General features: G+C 67.6%; 20 protein-coding genes. 10 read left to right on the forward strand and 10 right to left on the reverse strand.

Annotation, left to right across the window (positions count from 1 at the left end):
* Positions 1 to 13 precede the first annotated feature (13 nt).
* The 4 genes from cpaB to BW38_RS15945 all read right to left on the reverse strand — a co-directional run bounded on the left by cpaB (position 14) and on the right by BW38_RS15945 (position 2,386).
* Positions 14 to 1,063 (reverse strand): Flp pilus assembly protein CpaB, encoded by a 1,050-nt coding sequence (gene cpaB / locus BW38_RS15960; RefSeq protein WP_025878544.1) that lies wholly within the window; start codon positions 1,061 to 1,063, stop codon positions 14 to 16.
* 24 nt (positions 1,064 to 1,087) lie between these two features.
* A complete protein-coding gene (locus tag BW38_RS15955; RefSeq protein ID WP_025878545.1) occupies positions 1,088 to 1,561 on the reverse strand; it encodes a TadE/TadG family type IV pilus assembly protein in 474 nt (157 codons plus the stop codon).
* Positions 1,558 to 2,103, reverse strand: a complete 546-nt coding sequence (locus BW38_RS15950) for an A24 family peptidase (protein WP_032975294.1) — start codon at positions 2,101 to 2,103, stop codon at positions 1,558 to 1,560. Before BW38_RS15950 ends, BW38_RS15955 begins: the two co-directional genes overlap by 4 nt.
* Positions 2,104 to 2,203: 100 nt before the next feature.
* A complete protein-coding gene (locus tag BW38_RS15945; protein ID WP_025878547.1) occupies positions 2,204 to 2,386 on the reverse strand; it encodes a Flp family type IVb pilin in 183 nt (60 codons plus the stop codon).
* A gap of 691 nt (positions 2,387 to 3,077) precedes the next feature.
* Between BW38_RS15945 and BW38_RS15940 the strand changes: the two genes are divergently transcribed.
* The 4 genes from BW38_RS15940 to BW38_RS15925 all read left to right on the forward strand — a co-directional run bounded on the left by BW38_RS15940 (position 3,078) and on the right by BW38_RS15925 (position 10,666).
* The gene (locus BW38_RS15940; RefSeq protein ID WP_025878548.1) at positions 3,078 to 4,058 is read left to right on the forward strand and encodes a helix-turn-helix domain-containing protein; all 981 of its coding nucleotides are present in this window, start codon (positions 3,078 to 3,080) and stop codon (positions 4,056 to 4,058) included.
* 725 nt (positions 4,059 to 4,783) lie between these two features.
* Complete coding sequence (locus BW38_RS15935) at positions 4,784 to 9,355, forward strand: YadA-like family protein (protein ID WP_032975296.1); 4,572 nt, start codon at positions 4,784 to 4,786, stop codon at positions 9,353 to 9,355.
* Positions 9,356 to 9,417: 62 nt separating this feature from the next.
* Positions 9,418 to 10,254, forward strand: a complete 837-nt coding sequence (locus BW38_RS15930) for an OmpA family protein (protein WP_032975297.1) — start codon at positions 9,418 to 9,420, stop codon at positions 10,252 to 10,254.
* 121 nt (positions 10,255 to 10,375) lie between these two features.
* Positions 10,376 to 10,666: a hypothetical protein gene (locus BW38_RS15925; RefSeq protein ID WP_170929478.1), complete on the forward strand. Its 291-nt coding sequence runs from the start codon at positions 10,376 to 10,378 to the stop codon at positions 10,664 to 10,666.
* 85 nt (positions 10,667 to 10,751) lie between these two features.
* Here the strand turns inward: BW38_RS15925 and BW38_RS15920 are convergent, their stop codons facing one another.
* Positions 10,752 to 11,579 carry a class I SAM-dependent methyltransferase gene (locus tag BW38_RS15920; RefSeq protein WP_032975299.1) on the reverse strand — a complete coding sequence of 276 codons (828 nt, stop codon included), beginning with the start codon at positions 11,577 to 11,579 and terminating at the stop codon, positions 10,752 to 10,754.
* A gap of 64 nt (positions 11,580 to 11,643) precedes the next feature.
* Here BW38_RS15920 and BW38_RS15915 point away from each other — a divergent pair, with 64 nt between their 5' ends.
* Positions 11,644 to 12,048 (forward strand): MerR family transcriptional regulator, encoded by a 405-nt coding sequence (locus BW38_RS15915; RefSeq protein WP_032975300.1) that lies wholly within the window; start codon positions 11,644 to 11,646, stop codon positions 12,046 to 12,048.
* 15 nt (positions 12,049 to 12,063) lie between these two features.
* Here the strand turns inward: BW38_RS15915 and BW38_RS15910 are convergent, their stop codons facing one another.
* From BW38_RS15910 to BW38_RS15900, 3 genes are all read right to left on the reverse strand, one after another.
* Entirely contained in the window at positions 12,064 to 12,780 is a 717-nt protein-coding gene (locus BW38_RS15910) for an MgtC/SapB family protein (protein WP_025878554.1), read from the reverse strand.
* A 91-nt stretch (positions 12,781 to 12,871) separates the two neighbouring features.
* A complete protein-coding gene (locus tag BW38_RS15905) occupies positions 12,872 to 14,638 on the reverse strand; it encodes a chloride channel protein (RefSeq protein WP_051584925.1) in 1,767 nt (588 codons plus the stop codon).
* Positions 14,639 to 14,701: 63 nt separating this feature from the next.
* Positions 14,702 to 16,783 (reverse strand): TonB-dependent siderophore receptor, encoded by a 2,082-nt coding sequence (locus BW38_RS15900; protein ID WP_032975303.1) that lies wholly within the window; start codon positions 16,781 to 16,783, stop codon positions 14,702 to 14,704.
* 131 nt (positions 16,784 to 16,914) lie between these two features.
* On the opposite strand from BW38_RS15900, the gene BW38_RS15895 reads away from it, so the two are divergent.
* Complete coding sequence (locus BW38_RS15895) at positions 16,915 to 17,835, forward strand: M14 family metallocarboxypeptidase (protein WP_032975304.1); 921 nt, start codon at positions 16,915 to 16,917, stop codon at positions 17,833 to 17,835.
* 67 nt (positions 17,836 to 17,902) lie between these two features.
* Here BW38_RS15895 and BW38_RS15890 read toward each other — a convergent pair whose 3' ends face one another.
* On the reverse strand, positions 17,903 to 18,754 hold the full coding sequence (locus BW38_RS15890; protein ID WP_032975305.1) for a LysR family transcriptional regulator: 852 nt from the start codon (positions 18,752 to 18,754) through the stop codon (positions 17,903 to 17,905).
* Positions 18,755 to 18,915: 161 nt separating this feature from the next.
* Here BW38_RS15890 and BW38_RS15885 point away from each other — a divergent pair, with 161 nt between their 5' ends.
* The 4 genes from BW38_RS15885 to betT all read left to right on the forward strand — a co-directional run bounded on the left by BW38_RS15885 (position 18,916) and on the right by betT (position 22,218).
* The gene (locus BW38_RS15885) at positions 18,916 to 19,269 is read left to right on the forward strand and encodes an SMR family transporter (protein ID WP_032975306.1); all 354 of its coding nucleotides are present in this window, start codon (positions 18,916 to 18,918) and stop codon (positions 19,267 to 19,269) included.
* Positions 19,269 to 19,589 (forward strand): multidrug efflux SMR transporter, encoded by a 321-nt coding sequence (locus BW38_RS15880; protein ID WP_032975307.1) that lies wholly within the window; start codon positions 19,269 to 19,271, stop codon positions 19,587 to 19,589. Before BW38_RS15885 ends, BW38_RS15880 begins: the two co-directional genes overlap by 1 nt.
* Before the next feature lie 67 nt (positions 19,590 to 19,656).
* The gene (locus BW38_RS15875) at positions 19,657 to 20,037 is read left to right on the forward strand and encodes a VOC family protein (RefSeq protein ID WP_025878561.1); all 381 of its coding nucleotides are present in this window, start codon (positions 19,657 to 19,659) and stop codon (positions 20,035 to 20,037) included.
* A 201-nt stretch (positions 20,038 to 20,238) separates the two neighbouring features.
* On the forward strand, positions 20,239 to 22,218 hold the full coding sequence (gene betT, locus BW38_RS15870; protein ID WP_025878562.1) for a choline BCCT transporter BetT: 1,980 nt from the start codon (positions 20,239 to 20,241) through the stop codon (positions 22,216 to 22,218).
* Positions 22,219 to 22,287: 69 nt separating this feature from the next.
* On the opposite strand, the gene BW38_RS15865 is transcribed toward betT, so the two are convergent.
* Positions 22,288 to 24,909, reverse strand: coding sequence for a TonB-dependent receptor (locus tag BW38_RS15865; protein WP_032975308.1), 2,622 nt, complete (start codon positions 24,907 to 24,909; stop codon positions 22,288 to 22,290).
* Between the last annotated feature and the right edge of the window lie 59 nt (positions 24,910 to 24,968).

The raw sequence follows: 24,968 nt of genomic DNA on the forward strand, positions 1-24,968 counted from the left end.
CTCTCGGCAAGGGTCAAAGGGAGCCACGGGGGGCAGCAGTGTCGCCGCGGATGATTTCGATGCCCGCCGGTCGCGGCGTCGAGCGACGCTGCACCGGTGCACGCGCCGGCGTTTCGTGGACGCTGCGCTGCACGCTGCTGCCGCGGCCAGCCAGCGCATCGCCATCCAGGCCGGCGTAGGCGTTGTTCTCCGGTCGCTGCAGGGCCTGCTGCTGCTCGTTGTCCAGGCCGCGCACCGGGTCCAGCACGCCGCGCGCCTGTGGGAACAACGCCACATCCGGCAGGCCGGTATCGGCGGGATTGCGCAGGGCGAGGAACAGCTTGCCCTGCTGTGCGCCGAGCAGCAGGCGGTTGGCGTCGGCCACCGGCACCGCCAGCACCGCGGTGCGCGCCGGCTGCGTGGCATCGCTACCGTTTGCGTTGCTGGGGGCGCTGCTGGAACCGCTGGTGATATCGGCTGCACGTGAGTCGTTGCCTGCCGTGGCCGGGGCCTGGCCCTGGCTGCTCGTCGGGGCTGCCGCGATGTCCTGCTGTCCGTAGCTGAGCACGCGCAGGCGTGACAGCAGCAACCGCGTCTGTGCGATGTCCTGCTGGCCGTTGTAGCTGGTAGCGGCGCTGCGCAGGTTGAGGAAGACGTCGACGAAATCACCGGGCAGGATGCGGTTGCCTGCCGCGACCAGCTCATCGACCGGCACCGCCAATGCCCGTTCACCCGGCCGCAGCTGCAGCGAGAAGCCCTGTGCCAGCAGGCTGGCAGCAATCGCGCTGCCTTCGCTGATGTCCTGCACCGGCACCTTGCCGACCACCGCTGCCAGGTCGGCAACGGCCCCCGGCACTTCTGCGGTGCGTTGTGTCAGCCGCACGCCATTGGCGCTGATCGGCTCGCCGGCGGGTAGCCGCGCGGTGGCTTCAACGACACTGAAGGTCTGCGCATCGGCCTTCACGATCGTGCTCGGGTTGTCCGCCGAGGCCGCAGGCTTGCGCCCGATCACGAAGGCGACCACGGCCAGCAGCACGGCGAGCGCGATCAGTGCGATGGCGGCGATGCGGGTCAACTTGAGCATGAAAATCGTCTCCTGTACCGATCGTCAGTTGCTGCCGAGGTCCAGCTGGGCGACCGCGACGCTGCGGATGGGGGCCTGCATCACCCAGCCATAGAGCGTGGCGGTGCCGGGCAGGAAGGGATGGGACGCATAGTCGTAGCTCACCGTCACGGTCATGCATTGCACCGTCGCCAGGCCGGCGCAGGGCGCCTGCGGCGAGACCACGATGGCGCCGGTGCCGCCGCCGCTGCAGTCCGGGTTCTGCCCGGAAAACTGCAACAGCCATTGCATGGAGCGGCGGGCCGCCAGGCAGGCGGCGGTGCGCCGCTCGCCGGCGTTGCCAAAGCGCAGCGAAGCGCGCGCGCCCTCGGCCGAGGCCGTCGCCAGCGTCTGCTGCGCGGCCATGATCAGCACGCCGGAAAAGGTGAGCAGCAGCAGCGGCACCAGGCCGAGCAGCAGCATCAACGCGAATTCGATGCTGGCCACGCCGCGTTGGCGTTGGCGCGCGAACGCTTTCATGCGACGCCTCCATAGGTGGTTGCCAACACCCAGCCAATCGCCGCGAAGGCCAGGTAGGCTGCGTAGGGAATGCCCTGTCGCCCCTCGCGCGCGGCATGCAGTTCGCGCAGGGCAGCGTGGCCATTCAAGTGCGTGCTGGCGCGGTTTACCTGCATCTGCAGGCGCAGCGGCAGGTGACCGGCCAGCTGCCGACCGGCCAGCACCAGCACGGCGTGGGCGCCTGCGGCCAGGCTGGCCAGCACCCAGACCGGCAGCAATGCCTTCCAGCCCAGCAGCAGGCCGAGCACGGCGAAGAACTTCACATCGCCGGCGCCCATCCAGCGCACCGCATAGAACGGCAACAATGCCAGCAGGCCAACGACTGCGCCCAGCAGGTGTGGCGCCCAGGCCGTGCGCGTGGCATTGAACTGGCCGGCGATGATCAGGGGCACGGCGATCGCGCACGCGGCCAGCAGCCAGGTGTTGGGCACGCGGCGGGCGTACAGATCGCTGATCGCAATCCGCAGGCACACTCCCATGGCCAGCAATCCCAGCAGTGTCATCGCACACCCTCGTTGTCCGTCACTGGACAGTTGCAGAACCCCTCATCGGCCACCGCGGCCGCCATCGAAGCGACCGCAGGTGCTGCACCCTGCGCGCTGGCTAGGTGGTGGTGGCGTCGGTGGCAATGGCCTGCAGGCGGGTGAACAACGTGGTGAAGAACGCGGTGATCTGGGTTCTGCCCACCACGATCAGGATGCCGGCGATCACGGCGGCCAGCAGCCCGTATTCGAGCGCGGTCACGCCATCTTCTTCTTTCAGGAACTTGCGGATCGATGCGTTCATGACGGTTGTCTCCCTCTACCTGTCAGTTGCTGCAGCACACCTGCATGGCCGGTGGCCCGGCTCCGCCGGGACCGTCCGTAGGCCCCCGCCATCCTGGCGGAGGAGGCACGGCGGGCAATCCCGCTGTGCTCAAGCAGGGTGATCATTCCCGGGCAGGGCAGCGGCCGCGCAACCACGACCACCCAGCTCCAGGCCGGTGGTCGAAACGGTATCTCGTACGTGCATGGTCATGCTGTCCCCCTGGGTGTGGCCGCTGTCTGCGTGCCCGATCACCGTGTATTCGACTTTGCCTGAATGGCGGTTCCCTGCAACCGGAACCTATATGCAAATTCGGCAGATTCGCTGGATGCCTGAATATTGCGGCGCGGATCTGTGACGTAAATCCGTTCCTGCGCAAAACGATTCATGGTCGTGCAGATAATGTGATGCCCATCCGCGCGCATGCGAAAACCATGCCATCGGCGCGCACATTTTCTTCACGCAGTTGATAATTCCGCAGCGTCGAAACATCCTGTTTACGACTGCCGATTATCGGGCATACTCGCATTCAAGGTTTTGCATTTTCAGGGAGGGACGCGCGTGCATCGCAGCGTCCATCTCGGCAACGGACGATGCTCTTGGAAACGGCGTGCGCCCTGTCAGGCAGTGGGGGCGGGGTCGTGCGGCAGGCCAAACGGGGGACGACACTGTCATGGTCGATGGTGGGGTGGAAGACAACGACGACGGCGATCTCAGGTCAATCGACCTGGCCACGCTGAGCGGCGTGCTCCGCGTGTGCGACGTGGAACTGTTGCTGCTGGATGGCAATGGTCCGCGCGCGGCATTTGCTTCGCGCGTTCACGAGGAAGCCCTGTTCTGCAGCATCACCTGTGGCTTCCACTGCCGCGGCCGTTTCATGCTGCCGCCGGACTGGGCAATGCTCGGCTACCTGCACACCACCGATGATGCATTGAGCTGGTGCCATGGCGTGCCGCTGACGCCGGGCATGGCCTTGACCGTGATGCCCGAAGGCATCAGTGAATTCACTCTCAGCCCTGGTACCCAGATGACGCTGATGCTGGTGCCGGTCGCGCGCGTGCAGCGCAAGTTGACCGAGCTGAGCCTGCGCAGCACGCCACCGGCGGGGCAGGCGCTTTCACTGTTCAACCTTGGCGATGATGCGATGCCGCTGGTACGCCATTACCAGCAACTGCACGCGCAGCTGGGGCAGGGTGGTGGGCTGCAGCCGGAAGAAACCGAGCGCCTGCTGCACGAGCATGTCCAGGCGCTGCTCGGTGCCGGCCCAGCCGATCGGCCCAGTTGCAGCCGCGCCCGCCGCACGCATTACCTGATCGCGCAGCGGGCGGAGAACTTCATGCGCCTCAATCTTCGCCGCAATATCTACATGAATGAAATCTGCGATGCCGCCGGCGTCAGCGAGCGTGGCCTGCGCTATGCGTTCGAGGATCTGTTCGGCACCTCGCCCAATCGCTACCTGTCGATGCTGCGGCTGTGCGCGGCCTGCCGCAGCCTGTCGATGGCCGATTCCAACCGGCGCTCGGTCAAGGCCATCGCCCTCAGTTGCGGGCTGTGGGATCTTTCCCGCTTTGCCGACAACTACCGGAAAGTGTTCGGCGAACTGCCGCGTGACACGTTGATGCGCGCGCCGGCACAGCTCGGCCAGCCAGCCTGAGGGGTATCGGCCGGGCTGCCGCCCGGCGCCCGCAGAGGCAAGGGCAACGGCAACTGCCGAAAGCAAAAGCAGGTTTCCTGTGGAATGGCGGGGTGGGTCCGGTTGCGGGGGACGCCGTAAACCCGTCCATGGGGGCTTGGCCGCGGCATCCATGCCGCGGACACCCCCGCAACCGGACCCACCCCGCCTTCGACAGTTTCCCGCGCGCTTTGGATGTAGCGCCGGGCCATGCCCGGCCGAGGGAAAGTCGGATCATCAATTTCGATTTAGATCGAAATAATCACTGAAAATCAAAGATCGATCATGTCGACAGTGAATGCACGACGGCAGTTCCAACCGTCGTGGGGAAACTGTCACAGGTGGGGCGGTGTGGGCTTGCAGGACCGTTGGCGCCATGGATGGCGCCATCGAGCCCCCATGGACGGGTTTACGGCGTGTCCTGCAAGCCCACACCGCCCCGCCAACCCGCAGAAAACCCAGAGCCGGCTGTTGCTTTGGCTTTGGCTTTGGTTTTCGCCTCTGCGGGTGCCGGGCGGCAGCCTGGCCAGCCCTCCCTGCCGGATTTGCATATGTGGCTGCCGAATCCGGCCGTGGATTTGCCGGAATGCGCGATTGCCCTGCCGGAATGAAGTGCTCAGCCCTCGCTGAAAGGCGCGAAATGTCAGTCACCTGCCTAACGGCAAGTCCACTGACATTCAAGTTGTCCGCCTACGGGGGAAATGCTCATGAACCGCATCTACCGGCGTGTATGGAACCGCCAGCTCAATGCTCTGGTTGTGGCCTCGGAACTGGCCACCGGCGATAGCGGTGGTACCGCACCGCGCGACCGTCGTGCCAGCCTTCTGGTGCCCAGCACCCTGGCCATGGCACTGCTGTGCGTGCTGGCCAGCGGACCTGCGGCGGCGACAGAGGCCAATCAATCGCTGCGCGACCTGCAGGCGCTGGCGGCCAAGTACACCCAGCCGATGCCGGTGAAGGTGGATGCCGAAGTGGCGCTGGCCGCGGCTGCACGACAGGCCCAGGCGAACCCGGCGATCAGTGCCAACGCACGCGTCGGCCTGCAGCTGAGCACAACGTCATTGCCGGTCGTGCGCGACGTGCTGCCGGCCACCGTGCAGGTCAAGCTGGCGGCCGGCGCCGCGCCGCGCCAGGTGCCTGCACCGGTGCTGGGCGCCGACGTGCGCGCCAACATCGGTGTTGGCACTGCAGCCGCTACCCGTGTCGATGCCGCGCTTGCGGCGAACGTCGCACCGGCCGCACAGGCGCCGTTGGGTCTGGCCGCCAACGCGGCAGCAAAGGCCGATGTCGGCATCGCCGGCAAGCCGGTTGCCAGCATTGACGCCGGCACCCAGGTTGCCGCGGCAGCGGGTGCAACGCCGTCCGGCTTGAAGGCGGCCGTGGATGGCAAGGTCGATGCGCAGCTGGTCGTGGCCGGCAATCACATCGAAGGCCAGGGCCAGATCGGTGCCACCGCAGCGGTCACGCTGCCTGCCAAGGAAGAGCTGCCGGGTGACACCGATGACCGCGCGATCACCGCAGCGTTCGATACCGGCGTGGCAGGCAAGGTACGGGTGCAGGGCAAGGACGGCGAGGAAATCGTCGCCGATCGCAATCTCAAGCTGGCCGGCACCGCAACCGTCGCCGCGCAGAACAGCGCGCTTGGCCTGGGCGGCCTGCTCAACGGCGTCGGCACTGCGCTCAACGGCGTTGGCAGCGCGGTCGGCAGCCTGCTCAATGGTGACCTCAACGGCACCGTCGGCAACCTGACCGGCGCCGTCGGTGGCCTGGTCGGCAATACCCTGGGCAGCCTCGGCCTGACCTCGCCGTCGGCCATTCCGCCGACCAGCCCGAAGGCGCCCGCCGCTGCCGACCCGAACGCGGGCCTGGTGATCGGTACCGGTGGCCTGGTGGGCGGTGTCACCGAACTGCTCGGCCCGACCACCGCCAGCCTGTTCGGCGGCACCGGTTACCTGTCCAACGGCAACCTGAAGCTCAGCACCGCCAACGTCATGCAGACCTATTCCACGGTCAACGTGCTCGGCCTGCCGGTGGTCAATGCAACGCCGGTCGGCACCACGCTCAACGGACTGGGTGGCGCGGTCACCGGTGGCAGCTCGCACCTGACCCTGATCGGTGGCGTCACCTCCGACAGCTACATCTACAACATCAACAACGGCAATCCCGGTGGCCTGCTCGGCCTGCTGCTGCCGACGGACTCGCCGGCCTGGGCGGCCAAGTGCCTGGACATCGCGCTGGCGGACATCTCCTGCTGGGCGGTCAACGCAGCTCAGGACTACCAGGTGCTGATGGGCGATGGCGCCTATGCCAACGGCTCCAAGGAGGTGGTGATCGGTGCCAACGCCCGCCATGAACTGCCCAAGGTCGATGCCAACGTCGCCTTCCCCGGCGCGGGCGCCAATGATCCGAGCGATCCGACCGGCGTTCCCACCGCCGACTATGCAGCACGCATGGGGCACTCGGTGGTGGTCGGCGACAGTGCCAGCGGCACTGCCAACGGGCAGACCCTGCTCGGCGCAGAGAGCACCTCCAACCAGGCCAACTCGGTGGCGCTGGGCTACCGCTCGGCCGCACTGCGCGGCGCGCAGGCCAGCTACAGCGCTTACGGCCTGACCACCGCACAGGTGTCGGCGGGCGAAGTGTCGGTGGGCACCGCAGGCGGTGGCGAGCGGCAGATCACCAACCTGGCGGCCGGCAGCGCCAACACCGATGCAGTCAACGTGGCCCAGCTGAAGGGTGCGATCAGCCAGATCGACGCGGTCGGCGCGGCGGCGGTCACCTATGACCTGGATGGTGCAGGCGACCCCGACTACCGCCGTGTCACCCTCGGCAATGGCACCGGCACCACCACCATCGGCAACCTGGCCGCCGGCGCGGTCAACGCCACCAGCAGCGAGGCGGTCAATGGTGCGCAGCTGTTCGCCAGCAACGACACGATGGCAAAGTTCTTCGGCGGACGCGCAGCGTTCGATCCGCTCACCAGCACGTTCACCGCACCGCTGTTCGAGATCAGCACCATCTCCACCGGTGGCGCCGTGGCCCCGGGGCTGTATGACAACGTCACCGACGCCTTCGATGCGGTGGATGGTTCGCTGGTCAACCTCAACACCCAGATCAACGACATCCGCAACACCGGCACCCGGTACCTGCGGGTGAATTCGACCGGTGCCGACGCCGTAGCCAGCGGCGCCGAAGCGATCGCCGTCGGTGCCGGTGCCAGCGCAACCGCCGCCAACAGCATCGCGGTCGGTGCCGGCAGCCTGGCCGACCGTGCCAACAGCGTGTCGATCGGTGCCGCGGGCGCCGAGCGCCAGGTCACCAACGTCGCCGCCGGCACCGCCAGCACCGATGCGGTCAACCTGGGTCAGTTGCAGGCTTCAGAAGAGGGCGCGCTGCGCTACGACGTCAACGGCGACGGCAGCGTCAACTACGCAAGTGCGACGCTCGGCCAGTCCGGCACCGCCACCACGCTGCGCAACCTCGGCCCGGGCCAGATCAGCGCAGCCAGCAGCGAAGCGATCAACGGTGCGCAGTTGTTCGCGGCCAACCAGACGGTGGCCACCCACCTCGGCGGCGGCGCTGCAGTGGATGCCAATGGCGTGGTCACCGCGCCGACCTACACGCTCAACAACGTCGCCGCCAATGGCACGGTCAGCCAGGGCAGCTACAACGACGTCGGCACGGCCTTCGATGCGGTCAGCAATTCGCTGGCCAATGTGGCCGAGCAGACCGATGACCTGGACGCGCGCGCCGTGAAGTACGACGTGGACGGGAGTGGCAACGTGGTCGATACCGTGACCCTCAGCGGTACCGGCGGTGCACCGGTGAAAGTCACCAACGTGGCCGCCGGCAGCATCCTGGCGGGCAGCAGCGATGCCATCACCGGCGACCAGCTGTTCAGCACGCACCAGACGGTGGCCAGCTACTTCGGTGGCAGCACCGTGTACAACGGCAGCACCGGGCTGTGGACCGCGCCGACCTTCAACATCTCCACCATCGCCACCGATGGCACCATCACCGGCAACGACTACAGCAACGTCACCGCTGCGTTCTCTGCAGTGGACGGCTCGCTGCGGGTGCTCAACCAGCGCATCAGCAGCGGCGGCGGCAGCCCGTACCTGGCGGTCAACTCCACGGCTGCCGCAGCCACGGCCACCGGTGCCGAAGCACTGGCGGTCGGCCCGCAGGCCAGCGCAGCCGGTGCGGGCAGCGTAGCGGTCGGCAACGGTGCCAATGCCAGCGCAGGCAACAGTGTTGCGCTGGGTGCCGGTTCGGTGGCCAGCGTCGGTGCGCAGACCGGCTATACCGGTGCCTATGGCCAGGCCGGCGCCAGCAACTCGTCCGGTGAGGTGGCGGTGGGCAGCAGTGGCAGCGAGCGCAAGATCACCCACGTGGCCGATGGCTCCGACGACCATGATGCGACCAACGTCGGCCAGCTGAAGAACGGCGTGAACTACGCCATCGACCAGTCCAAGGCCTACACCGACCAGAAGATCCAGAACATCACCAACGTTGCCGGCAGCTTCCGCGCCAACAACAGCAACAACCTGGCCGATCCGGCCGCCACCGGCGCCAACTCCGCCGCGGGCGGTGCCGGCTCCACTGCGGCCGGGGCCAACTCGACCGCATTGGGCAACGGCTCGCAGGCGCAGGCAGACAACTCGGTGGCGCTGGGTGCGGGCTCGGTCGCCAACCGCGCCAATACGGTGTCGGTGGGTGCAGCCGGTGCCGAACGCCAGGTGGTCAACGTGGCCGATGGTTCGCAGGCGACCGATGCGGTCAACGTGCGCCAGCTGCAGGCTTCGCAGCAGGGCACGATCCGCTATGACACCACCACCAACGGCACCACCAACTACAACAGCGTGACCCTGGGCAGCACCAGCAGCGGCCCGACCACGGTGCGCAACGTCGCTGCCGGCACCGCCGGTACCGACGCGGTCAACGTCGACCAGCTGAAGTCGGGCATGGCGCAGACCCTGGACTGGTCCAAGGCCTACACCGATGAGCGCATGGGCGGCTTCGAACGCGACCTGCGCAAGACCGACAACCGCGCCTCGGCCGGTATCGCCTCGGCGATGGCAACCGCATCGCTGCCGCAGCCCAGCGAGGCTGGCCGCAACATGGCCTCGATCGCCGCCGGCAGCTACAACGGCGAATCCGGCGTGGCCCTGGGCATCTCCGGTGTCTCCGAGGGCGGTCGCTGGATCTACAAGTTCAGTGGTTCCACCAACAGCCGCGGCGAGGCCGGTGTGGCCGTCGGTGCCGGCATCCAGTGGTGATCGCCTGCGCCGGGTCGCATTCGCGGCCCGGCGCAGCGGGCAACGTCTACAGGGGGAATGACATGAAACCGCATCGCATCGCTCGCAGTGGCCGCGTCGCCGCCACGCTGGGCCTGATCCTGGCCGCGGGGCTGCTGGTTGCCTGCCGCAGCCACGCACCGGCCGCCGACGGCCCCGCCGACAGCACCGCCGTCACCTTCCCGGAGGCCAGCAAGGCATCGCTGAAGGAAGGCATCTATCCGGATATCGCCGACCTGCGCCGGTTCGCACCGGGCATGAGCAAGCGCCAGCTGTACACTTTGCTCGGCACCCCGCACTTCAACGAAGGCATGTGGGCCGTGCGCGAGTGGAACTACCTGTTCAACTTCCGCACCGCACAGGGCGCGGAGTACTTCACCTGCCAGTTCCAGGTGCGCTTCGACAACAAGGGCATCGCCCAGGGCGGCTACTGGAAGCCTGAATCGTGCGCAGCGGTCCTCGACCCGCCGCGTCCGCCGCCATCGCCAGCGCCGGCGCCCTTGCCGGAGCAGCCGCTGCGGCTGGCTGCCGATGCACTGTTCGGCTTCGACAGTGCCGTACTCAGTGCCAGCGGCCAGCAGGCCGTGCAGGGTTTACTGGCGCAGGTGCGTGAGGCCAGCCAGGTGCAGTCGATCCAGGTGGTCGGCTACACCGACCGCATCGGCAGCGCTGCCTACAACCAGACGCTGTCGCAGCGACGTGCCGAGGCGGTGCGCATGGCGCTGGTACAGGGCGGCGTATCCGCGGCGAGCATCAGCGCTGAAGGGCGGGGTGCGGCCGAACCGCTGGTGCAGTGCGACCAGCGCAACCGGCGCGAGCTGATCGCCTGCCTGGCGCCCAATCGCCGGGTGCAGATCGCGGGCGTGGCCCGATCGCACTGAATCCCCGCGCCGGGGCGTGCCCCGGCATCCCGAGTCCCCCCTGTTCTGCCGGCAGGACGTGGAAACGTCTCCCCCGTTTTCCACGCCTGCCGGTGGGCAGGTTTCTTCCCTGGTGCACCTGATGAATGCCCAATTCCTGCCCTTGTCCATGAAGACGGAAGCCACTCTCAGCGTGTACGGCCAGCTCGGCAACCATGCGGTCGTGCGCATTCCCGGGCGCCGGCTGCCGGGCCTCATCCTGCAGGCCGACACCGTTGCCGGCTTCCTCACCCAGCTGCAGGAAGCACAGGCGTGCCTGCGCAGCGGCCGCGCGCAGCGTGCCGACGCCGAGCTGGACATGCTGGTCGACATGCTCGAGCAGTGGTACGCGCTCATCGAATCGCGTCTGGCCGATGCCGGCGAGGCCTTGTAGAGAAACAGGGGACGGAGGGGATCAAATCGTTTCCCGCACAACCGGGGCATGAACGACTTGATCCCCTCCGTCCCCTTTTCTGTTGCTATGCGCGGGCGCGGATCATCCAGCAGGCGGTTTCCACCCGCACACGGTCACCTTCGATGAACGGTGCGAACGCGGTCAGCGCCTGCTGCAGCAGCGCTTCGGCGCGTGCGGCCGGCAACGCACGCAGGGCCAGACCCACAGGTCCGAGCTGGCCGACGTAGCTGGCCAGCGCATCACGGCTGAGGAAACAGGTCAGGTCCAGCGGCGCGATGTCCACGTCCTGCCATCCGGCACGCTGCAGCAGCCGGCGCACCCGTTCGCCATCGGCGAAAGCGAACTGCCCCGGTGCACCCGGTACCCGCGCCTGCAGCACCAGCTGGTCTGCAAGGGCGCGCTCGGCGGTGGTCATGAACGGATTTTCCTGGGCGCTGCGCCAGGCGATGCAGCGCAGGCCCGCGCCCGTTCGGGCGGCACGGTGCAGGTTGGCGAAGGCGGCCTGCGTGTCCTCGAAGAACATCACCCCGAAGCGCGACTGGATCCAATCGTAGCGCGCCGTTGCGAAGGGATGGCGCTGGGCATCGGCAACGATGAAGTCGATCCCGCGCCCGATCGCGGCGGCGCGCTGGCGGGCCAGATCAAGCATCGGTGCGGAGATGTCCGCGCCCGTGCAATGGGCGTCAGGGCGTGCTGCGGCGGCGCTCAGCGTACTGGCGCCGGTGCCGCAGCCCACGTCCAGCAGTTCCGTGACGGTAACCGGCAGCTCGTCGCGCAGGGCATCGGCCATCGGTTGGAACAGGCCGTCCAGCAGGGTCTGCTGCGCGACCCAGTTCTTGCCGGCGGCGCCGTTCCAGAGCGTGTTCTGATCGAGCGGGAGTGAATCGTCCATGGGCTTGCCTTGCGCGGGGAGTGCGACCATGGTGGCGCTTGAAGCCCACTTGAGGTCAAGCACGATGCAGGAACTGGATATCGGTGAGGTGGTCCGCCGCAGTGGCGTGCCGGCCTCGACGCTGCGCTACTACGAGCAGCTCGGCCTGTTGCAGGTACTGGGGCGTCGCGGCCTGCGCCGGCAGTACCACGAGCAGGTGCTGGAACGGCTGGCACTGATCGGCCTGGGGCAATCGGCAGGCCTGTCGCTGCAGCAGATCGGCGCAGCGATGCCGCAGGGGGCAGGGCTTGCACTGGATCGCACGGCATTGCTGGCCCGGGCCGATGCGCTGCAGCAGCAGATCCGCAGATTGCAGCGGGCGCAGGATCGGCTGCGGCGGGCTGCCGCCTGTCCACACGCCGAGGATGCTCGGCGCTGCGTGTCGTTCCGCAGGTTGCTGCGAGCGCAGCAGCGCGTAGCGCGCGGATGAACTGCCGACACCCGCTCAATCGCGGGTGCTGACTTCCCAGGTGGCATGCAGCACGCCCGGCACCTGTTCCATCCGCGCCAGCACCACGTCCAGTTCGTCGGCGCTGACCGCGGTGCTGACCAGCACTGCGATCACATCAGTGGGCGCATCGGCGTGCTCCACCAGTTGCACGTCGCCAACGGGGTACTGCGCGGCTTCCAGCGCATCGACCAGGCGCTCGCGCACGCGCGGTACCGCGTCGGCATCCACGCTCAGGCGCACTTCGTAGGTCGCTTCGCTGGCGGCTTCGTTGATCGGGATGCGGTTGATCGCGTTCACCAGTGGCCGCAGCAGGGTATTGCCGGCGATGATCAGCACGGTCAGCAGCACGCCTTCGGCCAGCATGTCCGCGCCGGTGCAGCTGCCCACGGCAGCCGAGCACCACAGCGTCGCGGCGGTGTTCAGGCCGCGCACGTTCATGCCTTCCTTCATGATCACGCCGGCGCCGAGGAAGCCGACGCCCGAGACGACGTAGGAGATGACCCGCACGGCCTCGGCGCTGCCCGCGATGCGCATGCCCAGGTCAACGAAGGCGGCAGCGCCGACAGCCACCAGCACGTTGGTGCGCAGGCCAGCGGTGCGTTGCCGGTACTGGCGTTCGGCGCCGATCAGGGTGCCGAGCACGAACGCCGCCAGCAGGCTGACCACGGTGTCGGCGAACGGGCCGGGCTGGAAGGTTTCAATGAAGCGCATGGCCGCAGTCTACCTCCCGCAGGTGACAGTAGAACCACGCCACGCGTGGAGGGGCAGGGGGCAGGGGGCATCATCCACGCATGGCGTGGATCTACTCGTCGACGCGCTCGCCCATCATTTCGCGCTGGCGCTTGTCCAGTTCCTCCGCATAGCGCTTGCGCACGAATGCTTCAGACACCACGCCCAGCACCTGGCCATCGTCGGCCACCACCGCCAGCTCGTCGGCCTGGGTCTGGTCGAACCGCTGCATCACGGTCACCACGTCGGCGCTGGCGGCGAGTGCCACGTCGCAGTTCTCGGCGAACGTACCTACGACGTCCTCGGGCTTCACGCCGTCGCCGAACAGGCGCGGAATCTGCACGATGCCAGCGTAGTGGCCTTCACTGTCGATCAGGATCACCCGGCTGCCCGAGCCCAGCGGGAAGCGCTGGCGGAAGTCGGCGGCATCGAGGTCGGCCGGGGCGGTGGCCACACCCTTGCGCATCATCCGCCCGGCATTGAGGTTGTGCACCCAGCCGATGTCACGCGCGCTCTTGATGGTTTCCCCGCGCAGGTGCATGCGCCAGGTCGAGAAGGAATAGCCGAACCACTGCCGCACCAGGGTGCTGGACACCAGCACGGCGCTCATCACCACGCTGGTCAGCAGGAAGTCGTGGGTGCCTTCCAGCACCAGCATGGCCATGGTCATCGGTGCGCCAACCACCGCCGCGGCCAGTGCAGCCATGCCTGCCAGCGCTGCCGACGTGGCGTCGACCACCGGGACGCCGGTGGCCATCGCCAGCAGCCCGGCAAACAGCGTGCCGACCAGGGTGCCCATGAACAGCGAGGCGAAGAACAGGCCGCCGCGGAAACCGAAGCCCAGCGAAATGCCGGAGGCCAGGCATTTCAGCGTCAGCAGCCCGCCGATCCAGATCAGCGGCAGATGGGTGGTCAGGTCCAGGTGCAGCGCTCCGTGGCCGGACGACAGCACCTGCGGGCTGGCCAGGGCCAGCGGAATCAACAGCAGGCCGCCCACCACCGGGCGCCCCCACAACGGCAACGGGCTGCGCTTGACCGTGCCTTCGATGGAGGCGATCAGGCGCATCACCACGATGCCGACCATCGCACAGCAGCAGCCGAGCAGGCCGTAGATCGCATAGTCGGCTGCGCGCACGTCGATGGTCGATGCCGCCGGTAGCAGATAGGCGTCCACGCCGGCCTGGTCGGCAACGAAGGCGCCGGCCAGTGCGGCCACCGCAACCGGCGCCAGTGCCGCCGGCGTATAGGCACCGATGACGATCTCGAAGGCGTAGAACGCCCCGGCCAGCGGTGCACCGAAGGCCGCGGCGATCGCACCGGCCGCGCCAGCACCGACCAGGATGCGCACGTCGTTGCGGCGCAGGCGCATCACCCGCCCCAGCTGCGAACCGCTGCCGGCGCCCATCTGCGTATACGACGCCTCCAGTCCGACCGAAGCACCGCAGCCATTGGAGACCAGGGTCTGGGTCAACACGATCAGGTTGTCGCGCATCGACATGCGGCCGCCATGCAGTGCATTGGCTTCCACGGCATCCAGCAGGGGGCGTTTCAGGCGTGTGGCAGCCAGGCTGACCAGGCCCACCACCAGGCCACCCAGCGGCAGCACCAGCAGGGCAGTCCAGGTCAAAGCGGGCAGCGAGCTCAGGCGCATGCCCTCGTCCAGCCCATACAACGCCGTCTGCAGGGTGCGTGCCAGCCCAGCCTGCAACAGGGTCAGGCCGCCGGCGATCAGCCCGACCACCAGCGCCAGGGCGATGAACCACAGGTCGCTGCCGCGCAGGCGCAGGCGCAGGCCCTGGAAGGCCAGATGCAGGCGCGATGGCGAAGCGGTGGAGGACATGGTGGCGGCATGATACGCCGCCACCGTGAGCGCTACCGTCACCGCATCAGGCGGTTGCCATGCTCAGAAGCGGTAGCGGCCCTGCACGTAGAACGTGCGCGGCGCGGCCACCATGCGCCCGGCATTGCCATCCACGTTGCGGGTGTACCAGCGCTTGTCGGCCAGGTTGTTCACGCCCACCGCGACCTCGCTGTCGGCCAGCCAGGGCAGCTGCCAGGCGGCCTGCGCGTTCCACAGGCGTACGCCGGGTACACGGCCTACGCGCGCGTCGGCGGCTTCTTCCCAGGTGTTGGCGGCATCGGAGAACTGGCCGCTCTGGTGGGTGCTGGACACGTTGAAGGTCCAGCCGGCCAGCGCATAACGGGCGCCGACGCTGTCGGTATCGCGCGCGTAGAACGGCACATCGAGGCCGCGGTTGTCGCCGGACTGCTGGATGGCCTTGGTCCAGGTGTAGTTCGCGTACAGTTCCAGCCCGGCCAGCGCGCTGCTTTCGGCAAAGCGGTACTCGATCGCGCTTTCCACGCCCTTGTGGTCGGTGGCGCCGATGTTCTGGAAGGTGGGCGGGGTGATGCCCGGCACCTGCAGGATCTGGTTGTCGAAGCGCATCTTGAACACGGTCACTTCCGCACGCAGCCCGCCATCCTGCCAACGCGCGCCCAGCTCGGTGGTCCTGGCGATTTCCGGGTTCAGCGGGTTGGTCGCGCTCTGCGAGTTCAACTGGATGTTCTGCACCGGCCCGAACGAGGTGGTGTAGTTGCCGAACACGGTCAGCTGCGGGGTCAACAGGTAGGCGACGTTGAGCGAGGGCAGGGCCTTGTCGTTGCGGCTGCTGAAGGTCGCGCCGCCGCCGGCCTGGCGGCGGTCCATGTCGATCCACTCCATGCGCACGCCGGGCGTGATCCGCCACTGACCGATGGCGATGCGGTCATCAACGTAGAACGAGTGCGCATCGGTGGCGTTGTCGAAGCGGGTGGTCGCGCCGGTCGCACCGGTACGGCGGGTAACGGTGTAGCTGCGGTCGTTGCCGCGCTCGCGCAGGAAGCGGTAGCCGGCGGTGATGTCGTGCACGCTGCTGCCCCAGTGCAGGCGCTGGGTGTAGCGTGGCTCGATGCCGAGCACACGGTAGTCGCGCGGCTGCACCGTGATCTGTGTGTTGGCCGCGTTGATCAGCGAACTGGCCCGGTTGCTTTCGTTGTAATACGCCAGCACCTCGAACTCGCTGTTCTCCGACAGCGTGTTGGTGTAGCCCAGGTCGATGCCGGTGCGATGGCCCTTCCAGAAGTCGGACGGGCGGGTGTTCTGGAACGGATCGGCCTGGTACTGGGCGCGGGTCAGGCCGCCCGGAGTCAGAGAGCGCACGTCGTAGTACGACAGCTTGGCACGCAGCTCCTGCTGTGCGTCGATGGCATAGGCGAACTTCAGCGCCAGATCATCGAAGCGGTCATCGCTGCCCTGGCGCCAGCCGCGGCCGTCCTGCCCCGAATACAGCAGGGCCATGCCCAGGCCGTTGTCGGCGGTGCCGCCGAGGAACGCGTTGTACTGGGTGCTGTCGCCGCCGCCGTGGTCGTAAGCGCTGTAGCGCACGCCGGCCTCGCCGTGCAGGCCGGCCGCAGTCGGAATCGCGCGGGTGCTGAAGTTGATGATGCCGCCGACATTCTGCGGCCCGTAGCGCACCGCACCGCCGCCGCGTACCACGTCGATCGATTCGATGTTGGCCAGGCTGGCCGGGGCGAAGGAGAGCTGTGGCTGGCCGTACGGCGCAACCGCCAGTGGCACGCCGTCCAGCAGGACGGTCGAGCGCGGCGAGTAACGGCCGGTCAGGCCGCGCACGCCGATGTTGAGCGAGACCGAGCTGCCAGCGGTGCCGGAGTTGTCGGTGACCTGCACGCCGGGAATGCGGCGCATGGCATCGCCCAGGCTGGCGGCGCCGCTGGCCTCGATGCGCTGGCGATCGACCACGGTACGCGCGCCAGCGAAGCTCTTGACGCTGTCGTGCAGGCCGGTGCCCAACCAACTGCCCGACACCTGGATGCTGTCGAGCGTGGTGGCGCTGTCCTGCGCGAGCGCGCTGGCGGCCGGAAACACGCACAGGGCGAGGGCGGCAGCCAGGGGCAGGCGGGCCGGTTGCGGGGCAGGGATAGGCATCGGTGCGGGGCGTGGAAGGTCGTAAATGAGAATTATTGCTGATTCCATTCGCCATTGGAATCGGTCCGCCGTTCAGCGCTTTGGCCCGGTGGTAAAGTGGCCGATCGCCTCCTGACCCGCTGAGAACTGCCATGTCCACTGCTGCTTTCTACCCCGTCGGTACCCTTGGCCAGCCGTGGGGCGTTGCGGAAAGGGAGCAGTGGCGTGCGCGCCAGCAGCGCCTGCGCCGTTACGACGAGGAGGTGCTGCCGCGCATCGATGCACTGGCCGGGCATTTCGACAAGGTGGCCTACGGCCAGCTCGACTATGCAGGCGAGACCTACACCCTGTTCGCCCTGCGCAGCCGCGACTGGAACCCGGCGTTGCCGGCCGCGCTGGTGACCGGCGGCGTGCATGGCTACGAGACCAGTGGCGTAATGGGCGCGCTGGAGTTCCTCGAAAAACATGCCGCCCACTACGCCGGCAAGGCCAACCTGCTGGTCGCGCCGTGCGTGAATCCGTGGGGCTTCGAGCGCATCAACCGTTGGAACTTCGATGCGATCGACCCGAACCGCAATTTCCGCGCTGACGGCCCGGCCCGTGAATCGACGGCGCTGATCGAACTGATCGCACCGTTGAAGGGCCAGTTCGTGCTGCACATCGACCTGCACGAAACCACCGACAGCGACGAGAGCGAGTTCCGTCCCGCACTCGCCGCGCGCGATGGCAAGCCGTTCGAACCGGGCCTGATTCCCGATGGCTTCTACCTGGTGGACGACAGCGGGAATCCGCAGCCGGCCTTCCAGCAGGCCGTGGTCGCCGAAGTGGAGAAGGTGACCCATATCGCACCGGCCGACGACAAGGGCGAGATCATCGGTTCGCCGGTGGTCGCGCACGGCGTGATCGAGTACGCGCTGGTGCCGCTGGGCCTGTGTGCGGGCATCACCGGGGCGAAGTACACCACCACCACCGAGGTCTACCCGGACAGCCCCCGCGCGACGCCGCAGCAGTGCAACGACGCGCAGGTGGCGGCGGTGTGCTCGGCGCTCGATTACGCGCTCGCCCATCGTTGATCGGTAGTGCCGGCCGCTGGCCGGCAACCACGGGGCAAGGGGATGCCGGCCAGCGGCCGGCACTAGCTCACCCCAACGCCTCGGCCCACCACAACGCTGCCGGCCCCGGTGGCGTATCGCGGCGCCACACCAGGTCGCTGTGGATGCGCCTCGGCCAGCCCGGCACGCGCAGTTCCAGCAGGCGGCCCCGGTCGTAGCGCTGCACCAGCGCACGCGGCAGTTCGGCCCAGCCGATGCCGTCCTCGGCCATCTCCATCACCATCAGGTAGTCCGACGCGGTCCATGCCGGCCCGCTGATCGGCGGTGCGTGGTCGACCTGCGCACTCAGCCGCACCTGCCGATGCCGGGCCAGTTGCGCCGCCGCACGCACGCCGGCCTGCGCCAGCGGATGGTCGCTGGCCACGTACACCGCCAGTTCGCTGTGGTGGGCCAGGGGCTGGGCCACCAGCGCATCGGGGTACTGCGCCTGGCGCGGCAGCAGTCCCAGCCCGGCGCGCCCACCATCCACCAGTTCCAGCACGTCGCGCCCCTCGGCATCCAGCCATTCCAGCTCGATCTCGGGAAATGCCTCGGCAAACCGCTGCAGCACACGTTGCGCCGGATCGAGCTGGTAGACATCGGAGAACACCACGGTCAGGCGTGGCTCCACGGGTGCGGCCAGGCGCACGCTCAGTTGCTGCAGGCGCGCGTCGGCGGCAAGGATTTCCTGCGCGTGGCCCAGCACCTGCCGGCCGGCGTCGGTCAGCTGCGGATAGCGGCCGCTGCGGTCGAACAGAACCATGCCCAGGTCCGCTTCCAGATGGGCAATGGCAGTGCTGACCGTGGACTGGGTCTTGCGCAGCCGGCGGGCGGCCGCCGAGAACGAGCCCAGCGCGGCGGCCTCGACGAAGGCCTGCAGGGATTCGGGAGAATAGGGCATTGATCCATCGCTCCTGTCGATGGAATCCATTTTGATACCACCGTAAAAGGCGATGATACTGGCCGCCGTCGCCCCTGTCTGCGGGGGCGTTCCGGATCATCCACGCACGGCGTGGATCTACTGATGACGGGGCGCGGCCCCCGTCCCGCAAGGAGCTTCACATGTCCCGTACTGTTCCCGCCCGTGGCGCCTTCGTCGCCTGGGCCTGCCTGACCGTGGCGATCGTCGCCGAAGTGGTCGGCACGTCCTTCATGGCCCATGCCGCCCGCGATGGCGGCTGGACCGGCTATCTGGTGATGGCCGCCGCGCTGGCGCTGTCCTATTACTTCCTGGCGCTGTCGGTGCGCCGCATCGCCGTCGGCGTGGCCTATGCGGTGTGGGAAGGCCTCGGCCTGACCCTGCTGACCGTGGTCGGCATCAGCGTGTTCGGTGAGAGCCTGTCGCTGCAGCAGCTGGCCGGTCTGGTGCTGGCGGTGGTCGGCATCGTCTGTGTCACCCTCGGGGAGGCACACTGATGAACTTGATGGCCTTGTTTTTCGTGATCTGCTCGGCGCTGATCGATGTGGCCGCCAACATGATGGTGGCCAAGTCCGATGGCTTCCGTCGCTGGCGTTGGGGTGTCGGCGCCATCGTGCTGGTCTGGATCGCCTTCGCTCTGCTGGGCCAGGCCGTGCGCTACATGGACCTGGCCACCGCCTATGCGATGTGGGGCGCGATCGGCGTGATCGGCACGGCCACGTGTGGTCGCCTGTTGTTCGGCAACCGCCTGCGCCCGATCGGTTGGATCGGCATCGGCCTGGTCACGGCGGCCGTGCTGCTGCTCAGTACGGCGTGATCCCGGCTTGATTGCGGCGATCAGTGAGGTGGCCGACACTTGGGCTTTCCCGCAACGGAGTGCCCGCATGTTCAGTCACGTCACCGTCGGAACCAACGACATGGCGGCTTCCCGCCGCTTCTACGATGCCTTGTTCACTGCCATCGGCGGTCGCGCAGGCGTGTTCGATGACGAGGGCAAGCTGGTCTATATCAAGGATGGACGGATGTTCATGGTCATCCCGCCCATCGATGGCGAGGCGGCGTGCCATGCCAACGGCGGCACCATCGGCTTTGCGCTGGCAGACCCGCAGGCGGTCCATGCCTGGCAGGAAGCGGGGGTCGCCCACGGCGGTACCGCGGTGGAAGACCCGGCCGGCGTGCGGCACAAGGCCGGGCGCCAGTTGTACCTGGCCTACCTGCGTGATCCCGACGGCAACAAGCTGTGCGCCGTGCATGTGATGGGGTGAATCGTCGGTGCCGGACGCGGCGTGTCGTAATCGGACCAAAGTGACAACGCCGCCCGGCACGCCCGCCGGTCTGCAGGCGCGCGCGTAGCACGGAAATCCAGCCGATCGTGCCTGCGCGATGCCACGACTTCATCCTGTGTCCACTGCGATTCAGCCAGAATCGGTCGGCTTACTCTTTGATCGATCCGGAGATGGCTGCCCATGGAAGCACTGGAGCCTCAACATCAGCCGGTGCGAACCCTGCGGCCCGTCTTCGCCTTCGCGGCGATCGTTGTCGTTGCCTTCGCACTGTTCGTCAGCCTGTATCCGATCGGCGCCGGTCGCCTGCTGGTCAAGGCGCAGGACTGGGCCGCGCTCAACGTCGGCTGGTACTACCTGCTGGCGATGACCCTGTACCTGGTGTTCGTGGTCGGCGTGGCGCTGTCCAAGTACGGCGGCATCAAGCTCGGTGCCGACCATGACGAACCGGAGTTCAGCTACCTCTCCTGGGCCGGCATGCTGTTCGCAGCAGGCATCAGCATCACCCTGTTCTTCTTCTGCGTTTCCGAGCCGCTGACCCACTACCTGCAGCCGCCGCAGGGTGATCCGGCCGCGGGCGAGGCCGGTGCGCGCCAGGCCATGCAGCTGCTGTTCCTGCACTGGGGCCTGCATGGCTGGGGTGTGTTCGCGCTGGCGGCGATGGCGATGGCCTATTTCGCCTACCGGCACAACCTGCCTTTGGCATTGCGCTCGGCGCTGTATCCGCTGATCGGCAAGCGCATCAACGGCCCGATCGGCTATACCGTCGACGCCCTGGGCATCGTCGCCACCGTGTTCGGCATCGGCGCGGACATGGGCTTCGGCGTGCTGCATCTCAACGCTGGGCTGTCGCACCTGTTCAACGTGCCGCACTCGAACATGGTGCAGATCCTGCTGGTGGTGGCGATGATGGGCGCGGCGGTCGCGGTGGCCGTGTCCGGCGTGGAGAAGGGCGTGCGCTGGATGGCCAACATCAACATGCTGCTGGCGATTGCGCTGGTGCTGTTCATGCTGTGCGCCGGTCCCACGCAGTACCTGCTCAGCACGCTGATGCAGAACCTGGGTGACTACCTGGGCAGCGTGGTGGGCAAGAGTTTCGACGTATACGCCTATGGCGGCCGGCCGGAATGGCTGGGCGGCTGGACGGTGTTCTACTGGGCCTGGTGGATCGGCTGGGCGCCGTTCGTCGGCCTGTTCATCGCGCGCATCTCGCGCGGCCGTACCATCCGCGAGTTCGTGTTCGGCGTATTGCTGATCCCGCTCGGCTTCACCCTGGCGTGGCTGTCGATCTTCGGCAACAGCGCGCTGGACCAGGTGCTGCACCATGGCCAGCAGCAGTTGGCGCAGCTGGCGGTGGATGACCCACCGACGGTGCTGTATGCGTTGCTGGATGGCTACCCGTGGAGCAAGGCGGTGATCGGGGTGACCGTGCTGGTCAGCTTCATCTTCTTCGTGACGTCGGCCGATTCCGGGGCGGTGGTGCTGTCCACGCTGTCCTCGCATGGCGGTGCGCCGGAGGACGATGGCCCGCGCTGGCTGCGCGTGTTCTGGGGCACGGTGATCGCGGTGCTGACCGCCGGCCTGCTGCTGGCCGGCAGCATCGATGCGCTGAAATCAGCGGTGGTGCTGGCCTCGCTGCCGTTCTCGGCGGTGCTGCTGTTGATGATGTGGGGCCTGACCCGCGCCTTCAGTGACGAGTCGCACCGCAAGCGCGCGCAGCAGTTCAGGCCATCGCCGCTGATCGGCGATGACCGCCACCACCAAGGCTGGCGCCAGCGCCTGACCCAGGCCATGCACTTCCCGGTACGCGACCAGGTGTACCGCTTCATGGATGACACGGTGAAGCCGGCGATGGAGGCGGTGGCCGAGCAGCTGCGCGAGCAGGGCTGGGACGTGCAGACGCGGTTCGAAGCGGGCGACATGGAGCTGTCGGTCAACCACGGCGAGCAGCAGGACTTCCAGTACCGGGTGATCCTCAGTGGCTACCTGACCCCGTCCTTCGCCGCGCAGCAGCTGCGCAACCAGCGCTACTACCGCGCCGAAGTGCATCTGTACGAGGGTAGCCAGGACTACGACCTGGTCGGCTACAGCCGCAAGCAGATCATCAACGACATCATCAGCCAGTACGAACGGCACCTGCAGTTCCTGCACCTGAGCCGTTGATGCAGCCACGCCGGGCATGGCCCTTGCCTTTGGAGGGTGCGGACCGTTGGTCCGCACCCTCCTGTTCAATCAGAACCGGTAGCGCGCGCCCAGCGAAACGAACTGCCCGCGCAGGTTGTACTGGCTGATGTCGAAGCCGTTGGAACCGCCGGCCGGATCGAACGGCGGGTCCTTGTCGGTCAGGTTCAGCACCGACAGCGACAGCGTGGTCTTCGGAATGCCTTCATAGGCCACGTACAGGTCCAGCTGGTGGTACGGCTTGACCCGATCGCGCAGGCCCGGATTGCTGGTGGCCGTGGCTACGCGCTGGTCATAGCCGCTCACGTACTGCAGGCTCAGCGTGCTGCTCCAGTCGCCCACCGCCCAGTTCAACGAAGTGGTGCCGCGGGTGCGTGGCAGCGCGCCATGGCGGTTGTTGCCGGCGCCGTCATAGGGCGCCTGGCCGGCCACCAGCGGCTGCTTGAAGCTGAGCAGGTGGGTCCAGCTGCCGGCCACGGTGAAGTTGCCCCAGCCGTCGGTGCGGAAGGTACGGGTGGCTTCCAGGTCGATGCCCGAGGTGGTCAGCTCTCCCTGGTTGGCGTACTGGTTGGTGATGATCTGGATGCGGCCCTGCGCATCGCGCTGCACGCGACCGGGGAACAGTCCCGGGTTGTCGACGATGAACTGCGCGCTGTCCGGCTTGACCAGGTTGTCCTGTTCGATGCGGTACCAGTCCAGGCCGATGCTGGAATCGGCATCGGGTGACCACACGGCGCCGACATTGAGGTTGCGCGAGCGTTCGGCCTTCAGGTCCGGATTGCCGGTGCGCAGGTTGGTCACGCCGCGGCTGCCGCCGGGCTGCAGCGGATCGAACGGGTCGACCACCGAGCCGTAGCTGATGGTCTGCCCCGGTGCGATCTCCGGCAGCGACGGTGCACGGAAACCACGCGAGAACGAGCCACGAAGCAGCAGGCTGTCCAGCGGTTGCCAGCGCAGCGCGAACTTCGGCGAGAATGCCTTGCCGAAGTCATCGTAGTGGTCACCGCGGCCGGCCACCTGTAGCTCCAGGGTGCGATGCAGCGGCACGCTGAACTCGGCATAGGCGGCACTGACCTGGCGCTCGCCGTCGACGATGTTGATCGCCGGGCGCAGTTCAGTACCGGACAGCACCTGCGCGCTGGTGCGCGCGTCCAGCGATTCCTTGCGGAATTCCGCGCCCCAGGCGAAGCCGATCGCACCCGCCGGCAGTTCCCACAACGAGGTCGATGCCTTGACGTTGAGCGAGTGCAGCTTGTACCAGCCCGGGCGCTTGGTCTGCAGGCGCAGATCGTCCAGTGCGCCCGGCGTGCTGGACGGATCGAGGAAGTTGTAGCTGCCGTCGCGCAGGATCTGCTGGAAGGCGTAGCGGTCAACGAAGTTGTCCACGTACTCGCGCTGCGCACTCTGCGAGGTCAGTGCGGCCACTTCCCAGTCCCAGCGTTCACCGTTGCCACGTACGCCGGCCAAGGCGCGGTAGAACACCTGGGTGTTGTCCTTCAGGCGCGGGCCGAGATCGAAGAAGGTGTACTCGAACGGCAGTGGCGTGCTGCCCGGATTGTTCGGATGGCCGACCGGCAGGACAGCGGCGATATCGGTGAGCGTACCGGTGGCGGGATTGTAGGCACGCAGGCCCGGGCCGACCGTCAGCGGGGCGCTGAAGATCTGGTCGGCCTTGTTGTGGCTGTACAGCACGTCGGCGAAGGCTTCGACGCTGTCACTGAAGCGATAGGTCGCGCTCAACGATGCCTGCAGGCGCTCGGCGCCGGGCTGCAGGGTCTTGAACGGCTGCGCGTTGAAGGCGCAGGCCTGGCCGGGCAGGGTGCTGCCGAAGTCGCTGTAGGGACGCAGCTCGCTGCCCTCGGGGCAGGGCGAGAACGGCTGCGGTGCGCGCGGATTGGACAGCCAGTTGCCACCGGCGGTGGACCAGCCGGCCAGGCGGCCACCGGGCTTGTCGCGGAAATCGCCGTCGCGGGTGTACGCGCGCTGGTCGGCGTCGAGGCGGTCGCGCTTGAGCAGGTCCAGCCCGAACAGCACGTTCCAGCCTTGCTGCTCGAGGTCACCGAAGCCGGCCAGCAGGTTGGCCTTGCGCTCGTTCAGGCCGCCCTGGGTGGCGGTGCCGAAACCAGCGCCGACTTCCACGCCCTGGAAGTCGCGACGCAGGATGATGTTGATGACGCCGGCGATGGCGTCCGAGCCGTACACCGCCGAGGCGCCATCTTTCAGCACTTCGATGCGCTCGACCGCGCTGATCGGCAGCGCATTGAGGTCGACGAAGGTGTCCTGGGTGTTGAGCGCGAAACCGAAGTTGGCCACGCGGTAGCCGTTGACCAGTACCAGCGTGTTCTTCGGTGACAGGCCGCGCAGGCCGATCGAAGCCGATCCCGCAGCGAAGCTGCCGGTGTACTGCTCGTCGAAACTGTTGCCGGCGTTGGCCGACAGGTTGCGCAGCACGTCGGTAAGGGTGGAGCGGCCGGTCTGCAGGATCTGCTCGTGGGTGACGATCTGCACCGGATTGGGACCGGCGGTGTCGCTGCGCTTGATGTTCGAGCCGGTCACCAGCACGGTGCCGAGGGTGGTGCTGTCCTTGCCGGTGTCGGCGGTTTCAGCGGCGCTGGCGGTGCCAGCGACGAGAGCCAGCGCGACCGCGCTGGAAAGCAGGGTGGTGCGATACATGGAAGCGACTACGCCAAACGGTGGAGGAGCCGTCAGTACCGCACGCGGGTGAGTGCACC

The organism is Stenotrophomonas sp. RIT309 (genome assembly GCF_000632045.1).
Classification (GTDB): domain Bacteria; phylum Pseudomonadota; class Gammaproteobacteria; order Xanthomonadales; family Xanthomonadaceae; genus Stenotrophomonas; species Stenotrophomonas indicatrix.